Consider the following 21,852-nt stretch of genomic DNA (forward strand, 5'->3'; position numbering starts at 1 on the left):
CGGCTACGACGACAGGGTCCACACCGCGTACGCCAGCGCGTCCGCGTTGCGGTTCAGGGCCGTGTCGTCGATGTTGGCGCTGGTGTCGCACGACGAGTGGTAGCAGCGGTCGAAGGCCCGGCCCGCCGTGCCGCCCCACTTGGCGGCCTGTGCCGCCGTCTTGAGGTAGCCGGCCCCGGTGAACAGGCCGCCCACCGGCACCCCGGCGTTCTTGAAGGGCGCGTGGTCGGAGCGGCCGTCGCCCTCGGTCTCGATCTCGGTGGGGACGCCGAGGCCGGCGAAGTAGTCCTTGAACGTTCGCTCGATCGTGGGATCGTCGTCGTAGACGAAGTAGCCGGGGTTCGGCGACCCGATCATGTCGAGGTTCAGATAGGCGCTGATGCGTGAACGCTCCGTCGAGGACAGCCGGTTGACGTAGTAGCGCGACCCGACGAGCCCCAGTTCCTCCGCACCCCACCAGGCGAACCGCAGCTGCCGGGTGGGCCGCAGATCCGCGCGGGCCACGGCGAGCGCTGTCTCCAGGACGGCGGCCGAGCCGGAGCCGTTGTCGTTGATGCCGGGGCCGCCGGTCACGCTGTCGAGATGGGAGCCGGCCATGACGACCTGGTCGGACCGGCTGTGGGGCCATTCGGCGACGAGGTTGTAGCCGGTGCGGCCGGAGGCCGTGAACTGCTGGATCGTCGTGGTGTATCCGGCCGCGTCCAGCCGCGCCTTCACATAGTCCAGCGAGGCCCGGTAACCGGCCCGCCCGTGCGCGCGGTTGCCGCCGTTGGCGGTGGCGATGGACTGCAGTTGGGAGAGGTGTGCCTTGACGTTCGCCAGCGGTATGTCCGGCGCGTCGGCAAGGGCCGGGGCGGTGAGGGCCGGGGCGGCGGGTGCCGTGCCGGCGAGGGAGCCGGTGGCGAGCAGGGTGAGGGCGGCCGTGACGACGGCGGCGGCCGACGCCCGCCCGGAGACGGAGAGCTTCATGGTGGGGGGCTCCGGATTCCGGTGGGGCCCCGGCGAGGGTCGCTCGCCGGGGGGCCCGCGTGAATGGGGTGCCTGGATGGTGAAGCTGAAGCTGACTCTCCGTCAAGAGTGCTATATGGACAGGTCGTTCGGGCGACAGTGCCTCACTGCACGCAGAACTCGTTCCCCTCGGGATCTGCCATCACCACCCACTCGCCGCCCTGCTCCTTCACCTCCCGCAGCGCACTCGCCCCCAGTGCCGTCAGCCGCTCGACCTCGGCCGCGCGCCGCTCCCCGCCGACGTGCAGATCGAGGTGCAGCCGGTTCTTGACGGTCTTCGCCTCCGGCACCCGCTGGAACAGCAGCCGCCGCCCCAGCCCGGTGCCGCTGTCCGGGTCGTACGGGTCCTCGGGGTGTCGTACGGCGACCAGGTCCCGGAAGGCGGCGCGGCCGTGGTACTCGACGGTGGCCGCGCCCGGCAGCGCGCCCATGCCGAGCAGCCGCTCGATGAGTGCGCTGTTGTCCTCGGCCTCGTAGTGCAGCGCGGCGGCCCAGAAGTCCGCCTGGGCATGCGGATCCGCGCAGTCGATGACGAGCTTCCAGGGCAGCGGGGCGGGAGAGTTCTGCGTCTGCGTCATGTAACTGCTTATAGTGGTTACATGCGCGAGTGGGCAAGGGAAACGCCGGAACGGTCCCCCGGGCTGACGCTGCTTTCGTACGAGGGCAAGCCCTACCGCTTCGACCCGGGCGCGCTCTGTCTGGAGCTGCTGACCACCGGCGGTCCGGGCGCCTTCGCGCGCCACGAGATGCTGCACGAGCCCGCCGACGTGATCAGCTGGGCCGCCCGCAGCCGGCTCCCCGAAGGGCTGGAACTGGCTGTGGACTACGGCGAGCTGGCGCGCATACGGGAGTTCCGGGACGCCCTGTTCCTGCTGACCGCCGATCGCGCCCACGGCCGCCCGGCCCGGCCGGAGCAGCTCGACGTGATCAACGCGGCCGCCGCCGAGCCCTCGCTCGTCCCCCGCCTCACCGCCGACGGCAGCCACGCCTGGGCCCCCGGCGCCACCGGCACCCGCCTGCTCGGCACACTGGCCCGCGACGCGATCGGCCTGTTCACCGGGCCGTACGCCGACCGCATCCGCGAGTGCGGGGCCCACGACTGCTATCTGCTCTTCGTCGACACCTCACGCCCGGGCCGCCGCCGCTGGTGCGCGATGGAACACTGCGGCAACCGGGAGAAGGTACGCGCCCACCGGGCCCGCGAGACCGCCGCCGACGGGGCTCAGCGGCGGCCCGGCGCGGACTGAGCCGGGTCGGCCTCCCGTACGTCGGCGGCCGGCATCGCGGGCGCGGTCTTCGCCCTGAGGACGCGGGCCGTCCGGTGGGCGGTGCGCAGCGCGTCCCAGGTGAGGAGCGTCAGCGCCAGCCACACCAGCGCGAAGCCCGCCCAGCGCTCGGGCGGCATGGCCTCGTGGAAGTAGACGACACCGAGCAGGAACTGGAAGACCGGTGCGAGGTACTGCAGCAGCCCCAGTGTGGACAGCGGGACGCGGATCGCGGCGGCGCCGAAGCAGACCAGCGGGAGGGCGGTGACCACGCCGGTCGAGGCGAGCAGGGCCGCGTGCCCGACACCCTCCGTGGTGAAGGTCGACTCGCCGCGCTCGGTCAGCCACAGCAGATAGGCCAGCGCGGGCAGGAACTGCAGGGCCGTCTCGGCGGTCAGCGACTCCACTCCGCCGAGGTTGACCTTCTTCTTCACCAGTCCGTAAATCGCGAAGGAGAAGGCCAGGACGAGGGAGATCCACGGCGGGCGGCCGTAGCCCACGGTCAGGACGATCACCGCGGCGAAACCGATGCCGACCGCCGCCCACTGGGCCGGACGCAGCCGCTCCTTCAGCAGCAGCACACCCATCGCGATGGTGACCAGCGGGTTGATGAAGTAGCCGAGCGACGCCTCGACCACATGGCCGGCGTTCACGGACCAGATGTAGACGCCCCAGTTCACCGTGATCACGGCGGCCGCCACCGCGACCAGCCCAAGCCGGCGCGGCTGCCGCAGCAGCTCCCCTGCCCACCTCCAGCGCCGTACGTAGAGCAGCGCCGCGGCGACGAAGACCAGCGACCACACCATGCGGTGGGCGAGGATCTCCACCGCCCCGCCCGGCTTGAGCAACGGCCAGAAGAGGGGGACCAGCCCCCACATGCCATAGGCCGCGAAGCCGTTCAGCAGACCTATCCGCTGCTCGCCCCTGGACGCTCCGGCCACGGCCCCTCCTTCTGGTTCTCCCGCGCATCCGCGCGCTCGCGCACACGCGCGTCGGTCGAAGGTAGCGCCGAGCACCCCCGGCCGTCATGTCCGTATCGCTATACGGTCATGACGGCCGGGGGTGTGGGTGTGCCCAAGGGCAACCGGGGGAGTTCAGCCCTTGAGCGCGGCCGTGATCGACTCCGAGACCGGGGTCGTCGGGCGGCCGATCAGACGGGAGAGGTCGCCGGAGGTGACGACCAGCTCGCCCTTCTCGACGGAGACGTCGACGCCGCCGAGGATCTGCGCGAACGGCTCGGGCAGGCCGGCGCCGGTCAGGATGGAGACGAAGGCGTCGAGGGGGACGGGGCTGTAGGTGATCTCCTTGCCGGTCTGGCGGCTGAGCTCGGCCGCGTACTCGGCGAAGCTCCACGCCTCGTCGCCGCCCAGCTCGTACGTCTGGTTCTCGTGGCCCTCGCCGGTCAGTACGGCGACGGCGGCGGCCGCGTAGTCGGCGCGGGAGGCGGAGGACACCCGGCCCTCGCCGGCCGCCGCGACCACGGCGTTGTGCTCCAGCACCGGGGCGAGGTTCTCGGTGTAGTTCTCGTGGTACCAGCCGTTGCGCAGCAGCGTGTACGGCAGGCCGGAGGCGAGCAGCAGCTCCTCGGTACCGCGGTGGTCGTCGGCGAGCGCGGCCGTCAGGGTGCCCGGCGCGCTGGTGTACGCCAGCAGTGCGACCCCGGCGGCCTTGGCGGCGTCGATGACGGCCTTGTGCTGGCCGACCCGGTCGTTGCCGACCTCGCTGCCGGAGATCAGCAGCACCTTGTCGCCGGCCGCGAACACGCCGTCGAGGGTCTCGGGACTGCTGTAGTCGGCGACCGCGAGCTTCACCCCGCGTGCCGCGAGGTCCGCGGCCTTCGCCTCGTCGCGCACGACGGCCGTGACCTGCTCGGCCGGGACCTTGTCCAGCAGCTGCCCGATGACGTGGCGGCCGAGCTTTCCGGTGGCTCCGGTGACGACGATGCTCATTTCACAACTCCTTGTGGGGTGGCTCGGCCACTAACCCTAGGAGAGGCGCTAACTAAGCGAAAGTACCCACTTTGAAGTAAGGTACTGGTATGGCAGTAAGCAAGCAGGGTTCCTCCGCTGAGGCCATGTGCCCGTACCGCCTGGTTCTGGAGCACCTCACCAGCCGCTGGGGCGTCCTCGTCCTCATCACGCTGCTCGACCGCCCCCACCGCTTCAGCGAGCTGCGCCGGGCGATCAACCGGGGGAGCGGCCGCGGCGTCAGCGAGAAGATGCTCACTCAGACACTCCAGACCCTGGAACGCGACGGCCTGGTCCACCGCGACGCCAAGCCGGTCATCCCGCCCCGCGTCGACTACTCCCTCACCGACCTCGGCCGCGAGGCCGCGGAGCAGGTGCGCGCCCTGGCCCGCTGGACCGAGGTGCGCATGGACGCGGTCGAGAAGGCCCGCCAGGCGTACGACGAGGCCCGGGACGCGCGGTCCCGGGCCTCGTAGAACTGTCGCCTCGTCGAACGGTCGGATTCAGCCGACGACCGTCCAGGTGTCCCCGCCGGCCAGCAGCGCCGCCAGATCGCCCTTGCCGCGCTGCTCGACGGCCGTGTCGAGCTGGTCGGCCATCTGTGTGTCGTACACCGGGCGTTCGACGCTGCGGAAGACACCGATGGGTGTGTGGTGAAGGGTGTCGGGGTCGGCGAGCCGGGAGAGGGCGAAGGCGGTGGTGGGCGAGGCGGCGTGGGCGTCGTGGACCAGGATGTCCGCCTCGTTCTCCGGGGTGACGGTGACCACCTGGAGGTCCCCGGTCCGCTGGTCCCGTACGACGCCCCGCGCCCCGTCGGTGCCGAAGCGGATCGGCTGCCCGTGTTCGAGGCGGATCACGGCTTCCTGTGCTTGCTGCTGGTCCTTGAGCACCTCGAAGGCGCCGTCGTTGAAGATGTTGCAGTTCTGGTAGATCTCGATCAGAGCCGTGCCCGGGTGGGCGGCCGCCTGGCGCAGGACCTCGGTGAGGTGCTTGCGGTCGGAGTCGACCGTGCGGGCCACGAAGGACGCCTCGGCGCCCAGGGCGAGGGAGACCGGGTTGAACGGCGCGTCCAGGGAGCCCATCGGGGTCGACTTGGTGATCTTGCCGACTTCGGAGGTGGGGCTGTACTGCCCCTTGGTCAGGCCGTAGATCCGGTTGTTGAAGAGCAGGATCTTCAGGTTGACGTTGCGGCGCAGGGCGTGGATCAGGTGGTTGCCGCCGATGGAAAGGGCGTCGCCGTCGCCGGTCACCACCCATACGCTCAGGTCCCGCCTGCTGGAGGCGAGGCCGGTGGCGATGGCCGGGGCGCGGCCGTGGATGGAGTGCATGCCGTACGTGTTCATGTAGTACGGGAAGCGGGACGAGCAGCCGATGCCGGAGACGAAGACGATGTTCTCGCGGGCCAGGCCCAGCTCCGGCATGAAGCCCTGCACGGCGGCGAGGATGGCGTAGTCGCCGCAGCCGGGGCACCAGCGCACTTCCTGGTCGGACTTGAAGTCCTTCATGGACTGCTTGGCCTCGGCCTTGGGGACCAGCTTCAGTGCCTCAGTCATCGATGGCCTCCTTCAGCGCGGTGGCGAGCTGTTCCGCCTTGAACGGCATGCCGTTGACCTGGTTGTACGAGTGGGCGTCGACCAGGTACTTCGCCCGGATCAGCAGGGCGAGCTGGCCGAGGTTCATCTCGGGGATCACCACCTTGTCGTACCGCTTCACCACCTCGCCCAGGTTGCGCGGGAACGGGTTGAGGTGCCGCAGATGCGCCTGCGCGATGCCCTGCCCGGCGCGGCGCAGCCGCCGCACCGCGGCGGTGATCGGCCCGTAGGTGGAGCCCCAGCCCAGGACCAGGGTGCTCGCCCCGTCCGGGTCGTCGACCTCGATGTCGGGTACGTCGATGCCGTCGATCTTGGCCTGCCGGATGCGCACCATGAAGTCGTGGTTGGCCGGGGCGTAGGAGATGTTGCCGCTGCCGTCCTCCTTCTCGATGCCGCCGATGCGGTGCTCCAAACCCGGTGTGCCCGGGACCGCCCACGGGCGGGCGAGGGTGTGCGGGTCGCGCTGGTAGGGCCAGAAGACCTCGGAGCCGTCCTCCAGTGTGTGGTTGGGGCCCTGCGCGAACTGCACGGTGAGGTCCGGCAGCTCGTCCAGCTCCGGGATCCGCCAGGGCTCGGAGCCGTTGGCCAGGTAGCCGTCGGACAGCAGCATGACCGGGGTGCGGTAGGTCAGGGCGATCCGGGCGGCCTCCAGCGCCGCGTCGAAGCAGTCGGCCGGGGTGCGCGGGGCGATCACCGGGACCGGTGCCTCGCCGTTGCGCCCGTACATGGCCTGCAGCAGGTCGGCCTGCTCGGTCTTGGTCGGCAGACCGGTCGAGGGGCCGCCGCGCTGGATGTCGACGACCAGCAGCGGCAGCTCCAGCGACACCGCCAGCCCGATGGTCTCCGACTTCAGTGCCACTCCCGGGCCGGATGTCGTGGTGACCGCGAGGCTTCCGCCGAAGGCCGCGCCGAGCGCGGCGCCGATGCCGGCGATCTCGTCCTCGGCCTGGAAGGTGCGCACACCGAAGTTCTTGTGCTTGGACAGCTCGTGGAGGATGTCGGAGGCCGGGGTGATCGGGTACGAGCCCAGGAACAGTGGCAGATCCGCCTGACGGGAGGCCGTGACCAGGCCGTAGGCCAGGGCCAGGTTCCCGGAGATGTTGCGGTAGGTGCCGACCGGGAACGCCTTCGCGGCGGGCGCGACCTCGTAGGAGACGGCGAAGTCCTCGGTGGTCTCGCCGAAGTTCCAGCCCGCGCGGAAAGCGGCGATGTTCGCGGCCGCGATGTCCGGCTTGCGGGCGAACTTGGTGCGCAGGAACTTCTCGGTGCCCTCGGTGGGACGGTGGTACATCCAGGACAGCAGGCCCAGCGCGAACATGTTCTTGCTGCGCTCGGCCTCCTTGCGGCTGAGGGCGAAGTCCTTCAGGGCCTGCACGGTCAGTGTGGTCAGCGGAACCGGGTGCAGGTGGTAGCCGTCCAGTGAGCCGTCCTCCAGGGGCGAGGTGGCGTAGCCGACCTTCTGCATCGCCCGTTTGGTGAACTCGTCGGTGTTGACGATGATCTCCGCGCCGCGCGGCACGTCGGCGATGTTCGCTTTCAGCGCGGCCGGGTTCATCGCGACCAGGACGTTGGGAGCGTCGCCCGGGGTGAGGATGTCGTGGTCGGCGAAGTGGAGCTGGAACGAGGAGACGCCGGGGAGGGTGCCGGCGGGGGCGCGGATCTCGGCCGGGAAGTTCGGCAGCGTCGACAGGTCGTTGCCGAACGACGCCGTTTCCGAGGTGAAGCGGTCACCGGTGAGCTGCATACCGTCACCGGAGTCACCCGCGAACCTGATGATCACCCGGTCGAGGCGGCGTACGTCCTTCGCCGCGGCCGGTCTGCGCTGCTCTCCCACGACGGTTCCGTCGGTCTGCTCCGCTGGGCTGCTGACCTGACTGGTCACTGAACTGGACCTCCCTCAGAGGCGGCTGTCGGGGAGGGGTCTGTCACAGACCCTCCCAAAATCCACCCTACGTCCGGTAAGGGCATGCACGATTTCGCGCCGGTTCATGAGTCTGGACGGTTGGTTCATGAATTCACGTAATGGCTGGTTCATGAGTTCAAATAGGTGAGTACGGCCAGCACCCGTCGGTGGTCTCCCTCGCTCGGGGAGAGCCCCAGCTTGAGGAAGATGTTGCTGACGTGCTTCTCGACCGCGCCGTCGCTCACCACGAGCTGCTTGGCGATCGCCGAGTTGGTGCGCCCCTCGGCCATCAGGCCCAGCACCTCCCGCTCCCGCGGGGTGAGCCCGGCGAGCACGTCCTGCTTACGGCTGCGCCCGAGCAACTGTGCGACCACCTCCGGGTCGAGCGCCGTACCCCCCTCGGCCACCCGGACCACCGCGTCCACGAACTCCCGCACCTCGGCCACCCGGTCCTTCAGCAGGTAGCCGACACCGTGGCTGGAACCCGCCAGCAGTTCGGTGGCGTACCGCTCCTCCACGTACTGCGAGAGTACGAGTACCCCCAGACCGGGATGTGCCTTGCGCAGTTGTACGGCGGCCCGCACGCCCTCGTCGGTGTGCGTCGGCGGCATCCGTACGTCCGCCACCACCACATCCGGCAGCGAGCCCTCCGCGTGCAGCTCGGTGACCGTCTTGACCAGGGCCTCCGCGTCACCGACCCCGGCGACGACATCATGCCCGCGGTCGGTCAGCAACCGGGTCAGGCCCTCCCTCAGCAGCACCGAGTCCTCGGCGATGACCACCCGCACCCTGTCCTCCACGATCTTCCGGCTCCCCGCCCCGACGCTCGACAAAGTCCAGCATTCCAGCATTGAGGACCTTGGTGGGCCGGCACAACGGGAATAGGGGCACCTAAGTCAACGAGACCCGGGAAACCCCTATTTCCGGCTGCGCGAAGCGGGGGCGAGGGCGGGCAGTGGGTGCGAGAGGGGGCAGGGGTGCGAGAGCGGGCAGGGGTGTCAGACGCCCACGGCCCGCCACGGCAGCTCCGCCGTCACCCGGGTGGGGCCGCCCGCGGGGGAGTCGACCAGGAGGATGCCGTCGACCGCGTCCAGCCGGCCCGCGAGACCGGACAGGCCCGAGCCGGCCGCGGTGTCCGCGCCGCCCACCCCGTCGTCCACGACCTGCAGCAACAGCCGGTCCTCCGACCGCCAGACATCCACCGACGCCGTCCGTGCCCCGCTGTGCTTGCTGATGTTCTGCAGCAGCTCCGAGACGGTGAAGTACGCGATCCCCTCGATCGCCGGCGCAGGCCGCTCCACCAGGTCCACGTCGACCCGCACCGGCACCGTGCAGCGGGAGGCCACCGACGACAGGGCAGCGTCCAGGCCACGGTCGGTCAGCACCGCCGGATGGATGCCGCGCGCCAGGTCACGCAGCTCCTGCAGCGCCGTCTTCACCTCACCGTGCGCCTCGTCCACCATCCGCGCCGCCGCCTTCGGGTCCTCCCGCAGCTTCTCCTTCGCCAGCCCCAGATCCATCGCCAGCGCCACCAGCCGGGCCTGTGCCCCGTCGTGCAGATCCCGCTCGATGCGCCGCAGATCGGCCGCCGCCGTGTCCACCACGACCCCCCGGTCCGACTCCAGCTCCACCACCCGCGACGCCAGCCGCGACGGACCGAGCAGCCCGTGCACCAGCAGCCGGTCGACCATCGTCAGCGCCCGTACGATCCACGGCGTGGCCAGCGTGAACAGCAGCCCCACCCCGGCGGTCACCGAGATCTCGAACGGGTTGTCCAGATAGACGCTGTGCTGCTCGTCGCCGTACAGCTGAATGCCGTCCTGACCTGCGTGCATCGGAAGCACCCAGAACCACAGCGGATACGTCAGAAGCCCCCAGCCGGCCGTCCAGAAGGCCACCGCCACCCCGAACGAGAACACCGCCCACGGCAGGTGCAGCACCGCGTACAGCAGGCTCCGCCAGGACGCGCCGCTGCGCAGGACCGCCCCGATCCACCCCATCGGGCTGTTCCTGCGCGGGCGCAGCACCTCCGGGGCGGCCACCTCCAGATCCAGCAGCCCGCGCGCCCGGGTCCGCTCCAGCGCCCCGAAGCCCCGGCACCCGGCCAGCGCCGCCGCCAGCACCGGCACCCCGAGGAACGTCACCAGCAGGCCCGCGCCCATCGCCGTCATCGTCACCGCGAAGGTGAACAGCACGATGCTGATCGGCAGGCTGAGCAGCACATACGTCAGCTCCCGCCAGGCCCGCCCCTCGACCGGCGCCCGCAGCGCGGTGGGCAGCCGGTACCGGCGTTCCCGGACCGGCCGGTAGGGGTGGTGTCCGTACTCCGTCTCCGTGGTCATCGCCGTCGTCCGTTTCTGCTCGTGGGGCGGCCCCGCTGTCCTGCCCCCACCCTCCTCGTCGGCGCCCGCGCGGAACATGCGGTCCGTCGGCGTCTTGAGGCGGGGGTTTTCCCCACCCCCGTCGAGGGCTCACCGTCGAGGGCTACCGGGGCTGCCGCTCGCGGCCCCGCCAGGGAAGCTCCGCCGTCACCGTCGTAGGGCCGCCGGGCGGGGAGTCCACGACGAACAGGCCGTCGACGGCGTCGAGGCGGTCCGCGAGGCCGCGCATGCCGGTGCCGCCGGACAGGCTGGCCCCGCCCCGGCCGTCGTCCCCGACCTGGATCAGCAGCCGGTCCTCCGACCGCCACACGTCCACGGACGCCGTCCGTGCCCCGCTGTGCTTGCTGATGTTCTGCAGCAGCTCCGAGACGGTGAAGTAGGCGATGCCCTCGATCGCCGCCGCCGGTCTCGCCTCCAGGTCGACGGTCACCTTCACGGGCACCGTGCACCGCGAGGCGACCGACGACAGTGCCGCGTCCAGGCCCCGGTCGGTCAGCACCGCCGGGTGGATGCCCCGGGCCAGGTCGCGCAGCTCCTGCAACGCGAGCTTCACCTCGCCGTGCGCCTCCTCGACCATCGCCGCCACCGCGTCGTCGGCCTGCCCCTCCAGCAGCTTCTCCTTCGCCAGCCCCAACCCCATCGCCAGGTTCACCAGCCGGGCCTGCGCCCCGTCGTGCAGATCCCGCTCGATGCGCCGCAGATCGGCCGCCGCCGTGTCCACCACGACCCCGCGATCGGACTCCAGTTCGGCGATACGGCGTTCCAGCTCGTCCGAGGGCGACAGCAGCCCCCGCACCATCGCCCGGTCCGCGTTGGCCAGCCCGCGCGCCACATACGGCAGCACCGGCCACAGCACGAACAGCGAGGTCAGGGTGATCGTGAAGGTGAGGATCCCCCAGGGCAGCCGCATGAAGTCGTACAGGATCGTCCGCCAGCCCACCGAGTCCTTCAGCACCAGCCACAGCCACTGAAGCCCGCCCGCCCGGCGCAGCGGCAACGGGCTCGGCTCGTCGATCCGCATCCCCAGAAGCGCCCGCGCCCGCGCCCGCTCGGCCCGGCCCAGCAGCCGCGCGCCCATCAGACCCAGCGCCAGCAGCGGCAGGCCGATCACGGTCAGGGACAGCGCGGCACCGGTGAACATCACCGTCATGACGTACGTGAACCCGGCCAGCGCCATCGGCAGGTTCGCCAGGAGATGCACGATCTCCTTCCAGGTCTGCGGTTCGTAGGCCGGGCGGGGCGGGGGCAGCGGCCGGTCGGCGCCCCGCGTCGCGCCGCCGCGCGGGGTGGGAGGGGAAGCGGTCATATGGGCTAGCGTGCCGTGCGGCGGGCCGCTCCGCCATGAGGCCGGCGCCCGCCCGCGACGGGGGAAAACCCCACCCCGGCGGTTCAGCGTGCGACGGACTGCTTACCGTGCCTTTAACAGGGCCTAGACTCCCGTGCGTACAGATCGTCGAACAGTGTCGATCGATCGAGAACAGCGTCAATGTCGTCGATGTCGTCAATGCCGTCGATTTCAGGGAGCGAGGGACGGACGTGCGGGAACCGACCGTCGAACCGGTCGTCGTCGCGGCGGACTACTTCCAGTCGTACTCGGTGGTGGGACTGCTCGCCGTGGTCGGCGTGCTCTTCGTCGCCGTCGCCTTCGGCGCGGGCCGCCTGCTGCGCCCGGTCGTCCCCACCCCCGAGAAACTCCTGACCTACGAGTGCGGCGTCGACCCCGTCGGCGAGGGCTGGGCGCACACCCAGGTCCGCTACTACGTCTACGCGTTCCTCTACGTGATCTTCGCAGTCGACTCGATCTTCCTCTTCCCCTGGGCGACGATCTTCGCCGCCCCCGGCTACGGCGCGACCACGCTCGTGGAGATGTTCGTCTTCCTCGGCTTCCTCGCCGTGGGCCTGCTGTACGCCTACAAGAAGGGCGTCCTGACATGGACGTGAACCCCTCGACCCCCGCGCCGGTGCCGCTGCCCGAGCCGAAGAGGCTCGGCGTGCTCTCCCGCCTGGCCCCGGAGCCGATGAAGGTCGTCCTGAACTGGGGTCGGCGCTACTCGCTCTGGGTGTTCAACTTCGGCCTCGCCTGCTGCGCGATCGAGTTCATCGCCGCGTCGATGGCCCGCCACGACTTCATCCGCCTCGGCGTGATCCCCTTCGCGCCGGGCCCGCGCCAGGCCGACCTGATGGTCGTCTCCGGCACGGTCACGGACAAGATGGCGCCGGCCGTGAAGCGGCTGTACGAGCAGATGCCCGAGCCGAAGTACGTCATCTCCTTCGGCGCCTGCTCCAACTGCGGCGGCCCCTACTGGGACTCGTACTCCGTCACCAAGGGCGTCGACCAGATCATCCCGGTCGACGTGTACGTGCCCGGCTGCCCGCCCCGGCCCGAGGCGCTGCTCCAGGGGATCCTGAAGCTCCAGGAGAAGATCGCCCGGGAGTCGCTGGGGGAGCGGTACGGCAACGGCCCCGGCGCCGGGCGGCCGTCGGTGGGCGCGCTGCGGAGCGGGCTGGTGAAGCCGCCGTCCGCTGACGGAGGTGACCGATGACTGCGGTCGGCTGGCTGCCCGCTCCCGCCGAGGAACTGTTCGGCCCCGACGCCACCGCCGAGGAGTCCTACGACGTCCTCACGGTCGACGTCCCGCCGGCCTCGTGGACGACCGCCCTGCGCACCGCCCGCGACGAGCTGCACTGCACCTACTTCGACTGGCTGAGCGCGGTCGACGAACCGGGCACGGGCTTCCGGATCGCGGCCCACGTGGTCGCGCTGACCCCGGTCCGGCGACTCCTGCTCCGTACGACCGTCCCGCACGAGGCGCCCGCGCTGGCGTCGGCCGTCGACGTGTACGCGGGCGCGACCTGGCACGAACGCGAGACCCACGAGATGTTCGGCGTGACCTTCGAAGGCCACCCGTCCCTGGACCACCTCCTCCTCCCGGACACCTTCGAGGGCCATCCCCTGCGCAAGGACTTCGTCCTCGCGGCCCGCGTGGCCAAGGCGTGGCCCGGTGCCAAGGAACCCGGCGAATCCGAGCACGGCGGCCCCAAGCGCCGCCAGATGCTGCCCCCGGGCGTCCCCGACCCGAACGAGTGGGGCCCACTGAAGGGCCAGCTCCCGCCTGCGCCTGCCCGTCCGGCACGCGGTGCGGGGGCGGCGGCGCGCGGTGCGGGCGCGGCGGGGCCGCGGGCCGCGGGGGAGCGGCCGGTACGGCGGTCTCGTACGGCCGCGGAGGGCTCGGCCAGCCAGGGGGCGGCCACGACGGGCGCGGGTCCGACTTCGGCTCCGGCATCGGCTTCGGCTCCGGCGTCGGCTTCAGCTTCGGCTCCGGAGGGAACGGCCACCGAGGCGCCAGCCGCCCCGGCCGGGCCGCGCCGCGCGCGCAGCGCGGCCGGAGGCTCCGCGAGCCAGCGCGCCGAGGGCACCGCCGCGCCCGGCACCGGAACCACCCCTGCCGTACCGGCCGGGCCCCGCCGCACCCGGAGCGCCAGCGGGGGCTCGGCCTCTCAGCGCGCCGAGGGGGCCCGGGGGGCCGAGTCGACTGGGGGCGGCGAGACAACTGGGCTCCCCGGGACCCCTGGGCCGTTCGAGACCAACGGGCCTGCCGAGACAAACGGGCCTGCCGAGACCAGTGGGCCCGCCGAGACCAATGGGCCTGCCGAGACCAGTGGGTCCGAGACCAGTGGGCCTGCCGAGACAACTGGGCCTGTCGAGACAACTGGGGGCGTCGAGTCGATTGGGGCCTCCGAGACCAGTAGGGCGGCCGAGTCGACCGGGGCTGGCGAGTCGGCTGGACCCGCTGAGAGGACCAGCGCGGCCAGGACGGCCGGCGCGCCCGAGCCGACAGCCGCGCCCCGCCGCCCGGCGGCCGCGCCCCGCAGCTCGGACGCGCCCTGGCACCACGCCCGCCCGGCGTTCGACGAGCCGGAGCCGAAGGAGCCGAGCGAGCCGAGCCGGTCCGGCGAACCGAGCCCGCGGAGTGAGCCGAGCGCGACGAGCGAGCCGAGTCAGTCGAAGTCCGTGTCGCAGTCCAAGGAGTCGCCGGAGCAGGAGGACGAGCCGAGCACGGCGCCCGAACGCACCGAAGACCCCGAGGCGACCCCAGCCACCGAAGATCCCGGCACCACCCCCGAGAACCCCGCAGGAGGCACGCCGTGAACGACGCTCTCGACGTCGCCCTGCGACTCCTGATCGTCTTCGGGGTCTTCCTCACCTTCCCCCTGATCATCGGTCAGACCGAGCACAAGGTGATGGCCCATATGCAGGGCCGCCTCGGCCCCATGTACGCCGGCGGCTTCCACGGCTGGGCCCAGCTCATCGCGGACGGCGTGAAGTTCGCGCAGAAGGAGGACGTCGTCCCCACGGGCGCGGACCGCCGTATCTTCCAGCTCGCCCCGGCCGTGGCCCTCCTCCCGTACCTCCTGGTCATCCTCGCCATCCCCATCGGCCCGAGCGAGGGCGCCGTCGGCCAGGTCGTGGACGCCGGCGTGTTCTTCGTACTCGCGGTGATGGGCGTCGGCGTGCTCGGCTCCCTCATGGCCGGCTGGGCCAGCGCCAACAAGTTCTCCCTCCTCGGCGGCCTGCGCACCGCCGCCCAGCTCCTCGCCTACGAACTCCCCATGCTGCTCGCCGCCGCCTCGGTGGCGATGGCCGCCGGCACGGTCTCCCTCCCCGGCATCCTGCACGCCTTCGAGTGGTGGTGGCTGCCCTGGCAGATCACCGGCGCGATCGTCTTCTTCGTCGCCGGCCTCGCCGAACTCCAGCGACCCCCCTTCGACATGCCGGTCGCCGACTCGGAGATCATCTTCGGCGCCTACACCGAGTACACCGGCCTGCGCTTCGCCCTCTTCCTCCTCGCCGAGTACGCCGGGATCGTCGTCCTGTGCGGCCTGACCACCGTCCTCTTCCTGGGCGGCTGGCACGGCCCTTGGGGCGCCGACGGCCTCGGCTGGGTCTGGACCCTGCTGAAGGCGGCCGTCCTCGCCTTCATCGTCATCTGGCTGCGCGTGACCTACCCCCGGCTGCGTGAGGACCAGCTCCAGAAGCTGTCCTGGACCCTCCTCGTCCCCCTCTCCCTCGCCCAGATCGCCCTCACCGGCATCGTCAAGGTGGTGATCCAGTAGCTATGGCCATCCCCGGCAGCGGCCTCGCCAAGGGCCTGGCCGTCACCCTCCGCACGATGACGCGCAAGTCGGTCACCGAGCAGTATCCCGACGCCCAGCCCGAACTCCCGCCCCGCACCCGCGGAGTGATCGGCCTGTTCGAGGAGAACTGCACGGTCTGCATGCTCTGCGCCCGTGAGTGCCCCGACTGGTGCATCTACATCGACTCCCACAAGGAGACGGTCCCGGCGGCGACCCCCGGCGGCCGCGAACGCAGCCGCAACGTCCTCGACCGCTTCGCCATCGACTTCTCCCTGTGCATGTACTGCGGTATCTGCATCGAGGTCTGCCCCTTCGACGCCCTCTTCTGGTCGCCCGAGTTCGAGTACGCCGAGACCGACATCCGCGACCTCACCCACGAGCGCGACAAGCTCCGCGAGTGGATGTGGACCGTCCCGGCCCCGCCCGCCCTCGACCCCGGCGCCGAGGAGCCCAAGGAGGTCGCCGCCGCCCGCAAGACCGCCGAGAAGCTGGCCGCGCAGGCCGAGCCGCGGGAGGGAGACGCATGAGCCTCGCTGCCGAAACCCACGGCTTCCTCTCCCCGACCGGCGTCGAGATCGCCTTCCTCCTCGTCGGCCTGCTCACCTTCGGCGCCGCCCTCGTCACCGTCACCACCAAGCAGCTGGTGCACGCCGCCCTGTGGCTGGTGGTGGCCCTCGGCGGCCTCGCCGTCGAGTACCTCCTGCTGACGGCCGAGTTCATCGCCTGGGTGCAGGTCCTCATCTACGTCGGCTCAGTGGTCGTCCTCCTCCTCTTCGGTCTGATGCTCACCAGGGCCCCCATCGGCCGCTCCCCGGACGCGGACTCCGGCAACCGCTGGGCCGCCCTCACGGTCGCCGTCGCCGCCGCGGCCGCGCTGATCTGGGTGGTCGTCGACGCCTTCCGCACCACCTGGATCGACCTGGACGGCCCCGCCGCCGGCTCCACCAGGGTCACCGGCGCAAGCCTCTTCCAGAACTGGGTCCTCCCCTTCGAGGCCCTCTCCGTCCTCCTCCTCGCCGCACTGGTCGGCGCGATCGTCCTGTCCCGCAAGGCGAAGGCGAACGGGATGACGGCCGACACGACGGACGAGCAGGAGGGGACCCGCTGATGCACCTCGCCTACCCCGCGGTCCTCTCCGCCCTCCTCTTCTGCACCGGCCTCTACGGCGTCCTCGCCCGCCGCAACGCGATCCTGGTCCTGATGTCGGTCGAGCTGATGCTCAACGCCGTCAACCTCAACCTGGTCGCCTTCGACGTCTGGCTCAGCAAGGCCGCCGAGGAGACCCTGCACTCCGGGCAGGCCCTGACCCTGTTCATCATCGCCATCGCCGCCGCCGAGATCGGCATCGGCCTGGCGATCGTCCTCGCCGTGTACCGCAACCGCGGCACCTCGGACATCGACAAGCTCCGCGACACCGCCGAGGGCCACGAGACCGACACCCCCGCGACCGAGACGGGCGCCGAGAAGGCCGAGGCCACCGCGTGACCACCACCACCCTCGCCGTCCTCGTCCCCCTCCTGCCGTTCCTCGGCGCCGCCGCCGGCCTGCTCCTGGGCCGCACCGCCCCCGGCTTCGTCCGCCCGCTCGCCGTCCTGCCGACGCTCACCTCCCTCGTACTCGCCGCGATCGTCGCCGTACGCCAGGGCGGGGACACCGCCGTCGACGCCGCCACCGAACTCACCCCGACCGGCTCCGTGCCGATCGAGCTGGCCCTGCACATCGACGGCTTCGCCGCCCTGGTCGCCGTCCTGGTCGGCCTGGTCGCCTCCTGCGTGCAGATCTACTCCACGGGCTACCTCCGCGAGGACCCCCGCTACCCCTCGTACGCCGCGCTCGTCTCCCTGTTCACCTCCGCGATGCTCCTCGTCGTCTACTCCGGCGACCTGATGGTGCTGCTGGTCGGCTGGGAAGTCATGGGCATCTGCTCGTACTTCCTCGTCGGCCACTACTGGGAGACCCCCGAGGCCCGCGCCGCCTCCCTCAAGGCGTTCCTCGTCACCAAGCTCGGCGACGTCCCCTTCCTCATCGGTCTGTTCGCCCTCGCCACCGACACCGGCTCCTTCCGGATCACCCAGGTCCTCGGCGCCGTCGCGAACGGCGGGCTCGACCACCCGACCCTGATCGCCCTGCTGCTCCTCGCGGGCGTGGCCGGCAAGTCGGCGCAGTTCCCGCTGCACACCTGGCTCCCCGACGCGATGGCGGGCCCCACACCCGTCTCCGCGCTGATCCACGCCGCGACGATGGTCGCCGCCGGCGTCTACTTCATCGCCCGGCTCCTCCCGGTCTTCGAGGCGTCGCAGGCCGCGATGGTCGTGCTCGCCGTGATGGCCGCCGTGACGATGATCGGCTCCGGCCTCGCCGCGCTCGCCCAGGACGACATCAAACGCGTCCTCGCCTACTCGACCATCGGCCAGCTCGGCTACATGACCGGCGCCCTCGCCGTCGCCGACCGCGGTGCCGCCGTCTTCCACCTCCTCTCCCACGGCGCCTTCAAGGCCCTGCTGTTCCTCGGCGCCGGCGTGATCATCCACGCCGCCGGCACCAACTCGCTGGCCGCCATGTCCCGCATGACCGGCCTGCGCGCCCGCGTCCCCGACGCCTACTGGACGATGACCGTGGCGCTGCTCGCGCTCGCCGCGATCCCGCCCTTCAGCGGCTTCTTCTCCAAGGAGTCCGTCCTCGGCGCCGCCGAGCACGTCACCGGCGGCCACACCGAGCACGCCCCCGGCGCCGCCGGCTGGATCGTCCTCGTCGCCGCCCTGCTCACCGCCCTCCTCACCGCCGCCTACGCGACGCGCCTGTGGCTGCTGGCCTTCCGCGGCCGGGGCACCGAGGCCCCTGACCACGGGCGGCAGCCGCTGACCATGACCGCCGTCCTGTGGGTGCTCGCCGTGCCGTCCCTTGCCCTCGGCGGGCTCGCCTACCGCACGCTGCCCGACTGGTTCGACGGCGGCGACCTCGCCCCGACCCTCACCACCTCCGTCCTCGGCACAGGGATCGCCCTGGTCGGCGGCCTGGTCACCTACGCGGCCTGGCGGCACCTCACCACGGCGGCCGCCCACATCCCGCTGGGCGCGGTCGCCGCCCACCCCGAGGGCGACGCCGCCCAGGTCGAGGCCGAGGCCATCGCCACCCACGCCCCCGCCTACGGCGACCTGACCTCCGCGCCGGACCCCGCCGACCCAGGACGGCTGCTGCTCGGCCCCCTCCACCGCCACGCGGCCACCGGCTTCCACCTGGACGCCGTCTACCGGGCCCTGTTCGTTCGCCCGGTCCAGGCCGGCGCCACCCTCGTGCGGTTCCTCGACCGCGAGGTCGTCGAGACCTACGTACGCGGCGCGGGCGCCCTACCCCGCTGGCTCGGCATCGCCGTACGGCGCGCCCAGACCGGCAATGTGCAGACCTATGTGAGCGCGCTGCTCGCCGGCACCGTGGTCCTCGCGGTCGCCGCCGTCCTCGTCGCCACGGGAGCGTGAGCAGGCGTGATCGATATCAACGAGTCCGTGATGCAGTTCCTTCTCGCGTTCGTCGTCGTCGGCCCGCTCCTCGGCGCCGCCGCCGCTCTCCTGCCTGCCCCGCCCGGGCTGAAGGGGAAGTCCCCCGAGCAGGCCGTGCTCCGGCACGGCGTGACCGTCACCGGCGCCGTCCTCATCGCCGCGATCGTCCTGGCGCTCGGCTTCGACCACGACCATCCGTCGACGATGCAGGCCAGCACCGACATCAGCTGGATCCCCGCACTCGACGTGCGCATCCACCTCGGCATCGACGGCATCTCCCTCCCCCTGCTGGTCCTGACCGCGCTGCTGACCTTCCTCTGCGCGCTCTACTCGTACTTCAAGCCGCCCGCGGGCCCGGCCCCGAAGGCGTTCGTCGCCCTGCTGCTCGTCCTGGAGTCCGGCACCCTCGCCGCCTTCGCCGTCCTCGACCTGCTGCTGTTCTTCCTCGCCTTCGAGATGGTCCTGATCCCGATGTACTTCCTCATCGCCCGCTGGGGCGGCGAGGGCCGCGCCGAGGCCGCCTGGAGGTTCATCCTCTACACGCTGCTCGGCTCGGTGGTCATGCTGCTCGGCCTGCTCCTGATCGGCCTGCGAGCGGGCACATTCGACATGGTGGCACTCGCCACTGACAACGGCCGGTCGCTGACCACATCCGTGCAGGTCATCGCCGTACTGGCGGTCGGGATCGGGCTTGCGGTGAAGACGCCGATGTGGCCCCTGCACAGCTGGCTGCCCGACGCCCACACCGCCGCCCCGACCGTCGGCTCGGTGCTGCTGGCCGGCGTCCTGCTGAAGATGGGCACGTACGGTTTCGTCCGCATCCTCCTCCCTGTCGCACCGGACGGTTTCCGCACCTTCGCGCCCTACCTCGCCGCCTTCGCCGTCGTCGGCATCATCTACGGCTCCCTGGCCTGCCTGGCCCTCGCCAAGCGGGGCGCCAAGGGCGACCTGAAGCGGCTCATCGCCTACTCCTCCGTCGGCCACATGGGCTTCGTCCTCCTCGGCATCGCCACGATGTCCCCGACCGGTGTGAACGGCGCCCTCTTCGCCAACATCGCCCACGGCCTCATCACCGGCCTGCTCTTCTTCCTCGTCGGCGCCCTGAAGGACCGCACCGGCACCACCGACCTCGACACCCTCGCCGAGCGGACCGGCGCGGGCCTGTACGGCAAGGCCCCGCGGTTCGGCGGACTGCTCGCCTTCGCCGCCGTGGCCTCCCTCGGGCTGCCCGGCCTCGCCGGGTTCTGGGGCGAGATGCTCGCCCTGTTCGGCGCGTTCAGGCCCGCCGAGGACCTCAGCCGCCCCGCCTTCCTCACCTTCACCGCGATCGCCGCGTTCGGCACCCTGCTCACGGCCGCCTACCTGCTGGTCGTCGTCCGCCGCGTGTGCATGGGCGCCGTACCGCAGGACGCCCCGAAGCTCGCCGACGTACGGACGTACGAGCTCGTGGCCTGGACCCCGCTCGTCGCCCTCACCGTCGTCGCCGGCCTCTGGCCCAGGGCCCTCCTCGGCCTCACCGACCCGGCCGTGCAGCAGCTCCTCGCAGGAGGCACCCGATGAGCGCCCTGGCTCAGCCGCAGGCCCAGAACCTGGTCCAGTCCGTCGACTGGCTCGCGATCGCCCCGCCCACCCTGGCGGCGGTCGTCGGCCTGGCCGTCCTGGTCGCCGACCTGTTCGTGCCCGACGCGAAGAAGGCCGTCCTCGGCTGGCTCTCGGTCGCCGGCCTCGCCGTCTCCACCGCCCTGCTGCTGCCCCTTCTGGACGGCGACCGCTCCACCTTCTGCGTCGTCGGCGAGCCGGACGTGTGCAGCTACACCGCCGACCGCTTCACCCTCGTCATCCAGTTCCTCGTCCTGGGCGGCGCCCTGCTGGCCTCCCTGCTGTCCGTCACCGCCCTCAAGGACGAACGAGGGAAACTCCCCGAAGGGGAGTTCTGGTTCCTGCTGTCGTCCTCCGCCGCCGGCGCCGCCCTCCTGCCCGCCTCCCGCGACCTCGCCACCCTCGTCGTCGCCCTGGAGGTCGCCTCCCTGCCCGCCTTCGCCCTCGTCGGCCTTCGCCACGGCGACCGCAGGTCCTCCGAAGCGGCCCTGAAGTTCTTCCTGTCGTCCGTCACCGCGACCACCGTCAGCCTCCTGGGCATCAGCTTCGTCTACGCGTCGACCGGCACCCTCTACCTCACCCAGATCGCCGACCGCCTCCAGAACGTCGACGGACAGCTCCACACCCTCACCCAGACCGGCGTCGCCCTCACCCTGGTCGGCTTCGCCTTCAAGACCGCGGCCGTCCCCTTCCACTTCTGGGTCCCCGACACCTACGTCGGAGCCCCCCTGCCCGTCGCCGCCTACCTGTCGGTCGTCGGCAAGGCCGTGGGCTTCTCCGGCCTCATCCTCGTCACCGTCATCGGCTTCCCCTCCTACGCCGACGTCTGGGGCCCCGCCCTCGCCGCCCTCGCCGCGCTCACCATGACCATCGGCAACGTCGGCGCGCTGCGCCAGCAGGCCACACGCGCGTACAGCGCCGTACGCCTGCTCGCCTGGTCGTCCGTCGGCCAGGCCGGCTACCTCCTCGTCCCGATCGCCGCGGCCGCCTACACCGACGACGCCGAGCACGCCATCGGCTCCACCATCGCCTACGCCCTCATGTACGGCGCCGTGAACCTCGGCGCCTTCGCGGTGGCCGCCCTCGTCGGCCGTACGAGGACGACCAACCGGATCACCGACTACCGCGGCCTCTACGCCACCAACCCGCTCGCCGCGCTCCTCCTGGCCTTCTTCCTGCTCTGCCTCGCCGGGCTGCCCCCGGGCATCATCGGCCTCTTCGCGAAGGTCACCGTCTTCTCCGCCGCCGTCGACGCGGGCCTCGGCTGGCTGGCCGTCGTCATGGCCGCCAACGTGGTGATCGCGCTGGTCTACTACCTCCAGTGGACGGCCCTGCTGTTCCGCGCGCCCGAGGGCGAGCCCGTCCGGCACCGTGTCCCCGCCCCCCTCACGGCCGCGATCACCCTCACCGCCGTCCTCGGCATCGCCCTGTCGGGAGCGCCCCAGCTGATCCTGCGCTACACCGACACGGCCCTCTTCTGAGCGACGCGCGATCCCATGGGCCG

At 71.5% G+C, this 21,852-nt stretch carries 21 protein-coding genes; 12 read left to right on the forward strand and 9 right to left on the reverse strand.

Going from position 1 to position 21,852, the window contains the following annotated elements; all coding sequences use genetic code 11:
• Positions 1–3: 3 nt before the first annotated feature.
• The gene (locus ACH5AC_RS29960; protein ID WP_398865331.1) at positions 4–969 is read right to left on the reverse strand and encodes a M28 family metallopeptidase; all 966 of its coding nucleotides are present in this window, start codon (positions 967–969) and stop codon (positions 4–6) included.
• Between the two features lie 143 nt (positions 970–1,112).
• Positions 1,113–1,586 (reverse strand): VOC family protein, encoded by a 474-nt coding sequence (locus tag ACH5AC_RS29965; RefSeq protein WP_398865332.1) that lies wholly within the window; start codon positions 1,584–1,586, stop codon positions 1,113–1,115.
• A gap of 21 nt (positions 1,587–1,607) precedes the next feature.
• On the opposite strand from ACH5AC_RS29965, the gene ACH5AC_RS29970 reads away from it, so the two are divergent.
• Positions 1,608–2,255, forward strand: a complete 648-nt coding sequence (locus tag ACH5AC_RS29970) for a CGNR zinc finger domain-containing protein (RefSeq protein WP_398865333.1) — start codon at positions 1,608–1,610, stop codon at positions 2,253–2,255.
• Here the strand turns inward: ACH5AC_RS29970 and rarD are convergent.
• Together rarD and ACH5AC_RS29980 are read right to left on the reverse strand one after the other, a co-directional pair.
• On the reverse strand, positions 2,231–3,214 hold the full coding sequence (gene rarD / locus ACH5AC_RS29975) for an EamA family transporter RarD (protein ID WP_398865334.1): 984 nt from the start codon (positions 3,212–3,214) through the stop codon (positions 2,231–2,233). The two genes, ACH5AC_RS29970 and rarD, sit on opposite strands and share 25 nt — an antisense overlap.
• Before the next feature lie 153 nt (positions 3,215–3,367).
• Positions 3,368–4,222 (reverse strand): SDR family oxidoreductase, encoded by an 855-nt coding sequence (locus ACH5AC_RS29980; protein ID WP_398865335.1) that lies wholly within the window; start codon positions 4,220–4,222, stop codon positions 3,368–3,370.
• Positions 4,223–4,311: 89 nt separating this feature from the next.
• On the opposite strand from ACH5AC_RS29980, the gene ACH5AC_RS29985 reads away from it, so the two are divergent.
• On the forward strand, positions 4,312–4,716 hold the full coding sequence (locus ACH5AC_RS29985; protein WP_398865336.1) for a winged helix-turn-helix transcriptional regulator: 405 nt from the start codon (positions 4,312–4,314) through the stop codon (positions 4,714–4,716).
• Between the two features lie 27 nt (positions 4,717–4,743).
• On the opposite strand, the gene ACH5AC_RS29990 is transcribed toward ACH5AC_RS29985, so the two are convergent.
• The 5 genes from ACH5AC_RS29990 to ACH5AC_RS30010 all read right to left on the reverse strand — a co-directional run bounded on the left by ACH5AC_RS29990 (position 4,744) and on the right by ACH5AC_RS30010 (position 11,422).
• Positions 4,744–5,793 carry a 2-oxoacid:ferredoxin oxidoreductase subunit beta gene (locus ACH5AC_RS29990; RefSeq protein ID WP_398865337.1) on the reverse strand — a complete coding sequence of 350 codons (1,050 nt, stop codon included), beginning with the start codon at positions 5,791–5,793 and terminating at the stop codon, positions 4,744–4,746.
• Positions 5,786–7,714 (reverse strand): 2-oxoacid:acceptor oxidoreductase subunit alpha, encoded by a 1,929-nt coding sequence (locus ACH5AC_RS29995; RefSeq protein WP_398865338.1) that lies wholly within the window; start codon positions 7,712–7,714, stop codon positions 5,786–5,788. Before ACH5AC_RS29995 ends, ACH5AC_RS29990 begins: the two co-directional genes overlap by 8 nt.
• 149 nt (positions 7,715–7,863) lie before the next feature.
• Positions 7,864–8,523, reverse strand: a complete 660-nt coding sequence (locus tag ACH5AC_RS30000) for a LuxR C-terminal-related transcriptional regulator (RefSeq protein WP_398865411.1) — start codon at positions 8,521–8,523, stop codon at positions 7,864–7,866.
• A gap of 210 nt (positions 8,524–8,733) precedes the next feature.
• Positions 8,734–10,077 carry a sensor histidine kinase gene (locus ACH5AC_RS30005; protein WP_398865339.1) on the reverse strand — a complete coding sequence of 448 codons (1,344 nt, stop codon included), beginning with the start codon at positions 10,075–10,077 and terminating at the stop codon, positions 8,734–8,736.
• A gap of 142 nt (positions 10,078–10,219) precedes the next feature.
• A complete protein-coding gene (locus tag ACH5AC_RS30010; RefSeq protein ID WP_398865340.1) occupies positions 10,220–11,422 on the reverse strand; it encodes a sensor histidine kinase in 1,203 nt (400 codons plus the stop codon).
• A 230-nt stretch (positions 11,423–11,652) separates the two neighbouring features.
• Between ACH5AC_RS30010 and ACH5AC_RS30015 the strand changes: the two genes are divergently transcribed.
• From ACH5AC_RS30015 to ACH5AC_RS30060, 10 genes are read left to right on the forward strand one after another with little or no spacing between them, the layout of a single operon-like run.
• The gene (locus tag ACH5AC_RS30015; RefSeq protein ID WP_398865341.1) at positions 11,653–12,057 is read left to right on the forward strand and encodes an NADH-quinone oxidoreductase subunit A; all 405 of its coding nucleotides are present in this window, start codon (positions 11,653–11,655) and stop codon (positions 12,055–12,057) included.
• Positions 12,048–12,659 carry an NADH-quinone oxidoreductase subunit B gene (locus ACH5AC_RS30020; RefSeq protein WP_398865343.1) on the forward strand — a complete coding sequence of 204 codons (612 nt, stop codon included), beginning with the start codon at positions 12,048–12,050 and terminating at the stop codon, positions 12,657–12,659. Before ACH5AC_RS30015 ends, ACH5AC_RS30020 begins: the two co-directional genes overlap by 10 nt.
• Positions 12,656–14,266: an NADH-quinone oxidoreductase subunit C gene (locus tag ACH5AC_RS30025; RefSeq protein WP_398865344.1), complete on the forward strand. Its 1,611-nt coding sequence runs from the start codon at positions 12,656–12,658 to the stop codon at positions 14,264–14,266. Before ACH5AC_RS30020 ends, ACH5AC_RS30025 begins: the two co-directional genes overlap by 4 nt.
• Positions 14,263–15,231 (forward strand): NADH-quinone oxidoreductase subunit H, encoded by a 969-nt coding sequence (locus ACH5AC_RS30030; protein WP_398865345.1) that lies wholly within the window; start codon positions 14,263–14,265, stop codon positions 15,229–15,231. The genes ACH5AC_RS30025 and ACH5AC_RS30030 overlap by 4 nt, the downstream gene beginning before the upstream one ends.
• 2 nt (positions 15,232–15,233) lie before the next feature.
• Positions 15,234–15,779, forward strand: a complete 546-nt coding sequence (locus tag ACH5AC_RS30035; RefSeq protein ID WP_398865346.1) for a NuoI/complex I 23 kDa subunit family protein — start codon at positions 15,234–15,236, stop codon at positions 15,777–15,779.
• Positions 15,776–16,360 (forward strand): NADH-quinone oxidoreductase subunit J, encoded by a 585-nt coding sequence (locus ACH5AC_RS30040; protein ID WP_398865347.1) that lies wholly within the window; start codon positions 15,776–15,778, stop codon positions 16,358–16,360. The genes ACH5AC_RS30035 and ACH5AC_RS30040 overlap by 4 nt, the downstream gene beginning before the upstream one ends.
• Positions 16,360–16,737 carry an NADH-quinone oxidoreductase subunit NuoK gene (gene nuoK, locus ACH5AC_RS30045; RefSeq protein ID WP_398865348.1) on the forward strand — a complete coding sequence of 126 codons (378 nt, stop codon included), beginning with the start codon at positions 16,360–16,362 and terminating at the stop codon, positions 16,735–16,737. The genes ACH5AC_RS30040 and nuoK overlap by 1 nt, the downstream gene beginning before the upstream one ends.
• Positions 16,734–18,728, forward strand: a complete 1,995-nt coding sequence (locus tag ACH5AC_RS30050; RefSeq protein WP_398865349.1) for an NADH-quinone oxidoreductase subunit L — start codon at positions 16,734–16,736, stop codon at positions 18,726–18,728. The genes nuoK and ACH5AC_RS30050 overlap by 4 nt, the downstream gene beginning before the upstream one ends.
• A gap of 6 nt (positions 18,729–18,734) precedes the next feature.
• Positions 18,735–20,309, forward strand: a complete 1,575-nt coding sequence (locus tag ACH5AC_RS30055; protein WP_398865351.1) for an NADH-quinone oxidoreductase subunit M — start codon at positions 18,735–18,737, stop codon at positions 20,307–20,309.
• On the forward strand, positions 20,306–21,829 hold the full coding sequence (locus tag ACH5AC_RS30060; protein WP_398865352.1) for an NADH-quinone oxidoreductase subunit N: 1,524 nt from the start codon (positions 20,306–20,308) through the stop codon (positions 21,827–21,829). Before ACH5AC_RS30055 ends, ACH5AC_RS30060 begins: the two co-directional genes overlap by 4 nt.
• The last annotated feature ends 23 nt before the right edge of the window (positions 21,830–21,852 follow it).

The sequence above is a fragment of the Streptomyces sp. NPDC018693 genome (genome assembly GCF_044391385.1).
Classification (GTDB): domain Bacteria; phylum Actinomycetota; class Actinomycetes; order Streptomycetales; family Streptomycetaceae; genus Streptomyces.

Bases quoted from the DNA above. Each gene is read 5' to 3' on its own strand.
- ACH5AC_RS29960 (WP_398865331.1), bottom strand. From the start codon at position 969: ATGAAGCTCTCCGTCTCCGGGCGGGCGTCGGCCGCCGCCGTCGTCACG.
- ACH5AC_RS30010 (WP_398865340.1), bottom strand. From the start codon at position 11,422: ATGACCGCTTCCCCTCCCACCCCGCGCGGCGGCGCGACGCGGGGCGCC.
- ACH5AC_RS30040 (WP_398865347.1), top strand. From the start codon at position 15,776: ATGAGCCTCGCTGCCGAAACCCACGGCTTCCTCTCCCCGACCGGCGTC.
- ACH5AC_RS29985 (WP_398865336.1), top strand. From the start codon at position 4,312: ATGGCAGTAAGCAAGCAGGGTTCCTCCGCTGAGGCCATGTGCCCGTAC.
- ACH5AC_RS30060 (WP_398865352.1), top strand. From the start codon at position 20,306: ATGAGCGCCCTGGCTCAGCCGCAGGCCCAGAACCTGGTCCAGTCCGTC.
- ACH5AC_RS30025 (WP_398865344.1), top strand. From the start codon at position 12,656: ATGACTGCGGTCGGCTGGCTGCCCGCTCCCGCCGAGGAACTGTTCGGC.
- ACH5AC_RS30035 (WP_398865346.1), top strand. From the start codon at position 15,234: ATGGCCATCCCCGGCAGCGGCCTCGCCAAGGGCCTGGCCGTCACCCTC.
- ACH5AC_RS29980 (WP_398865335.1), bottom strand. From the start codon at position 4,222: ATGAGCATCGTCGTCACCGGAGCCACCGGAAAGCTCGGCCGCCACGTC.
- nuoK (WP_398865348.1), top strand. From the start codon at position 16,360: ATGCACCTCGCCTACCCCGCGGTCCTCTCCGCCCTCCTCTTCTGCACC.
- ACH5AC_RS29965 (WP_398865332.1), bottom strand. From the start codon at position 1,586: ATGACGCAGACGCAGAACTCTCCCGCCCCGCTGCCCTGGAAGCTCGTC.
- ACH5AC_RS30005 (WP_398865339.1), bottom strand. From the start codon at position 10,077: ATGACCACGGAGACGGAGTACGGACACCACCCCTACCGGCCGGTCCGG.
- ACH5AC_RS29970 (WP_398865333.1), top strand. From the start codon at position 1,608: ATGCGCGAGTGGGCAAGGGAAACGCCGGAACGGTCCCCCGGGCTGACG.
- ACH5AC_RS29990 (WP_398865337.1), bottom strand. From the start codon at position 5,793: ATGACTGAGGCACTGAAGCTGGTCCCCAAGGCCGAGGCCAAGCAGTCC.
- ACH5AC_RS30020 (WP_398865343.1), top strand. From the start codon at position 12,048: ATGGACGTGAACCCCTCGACCCCCGCGCCGGTGCCGCTGCCCGAGCCG.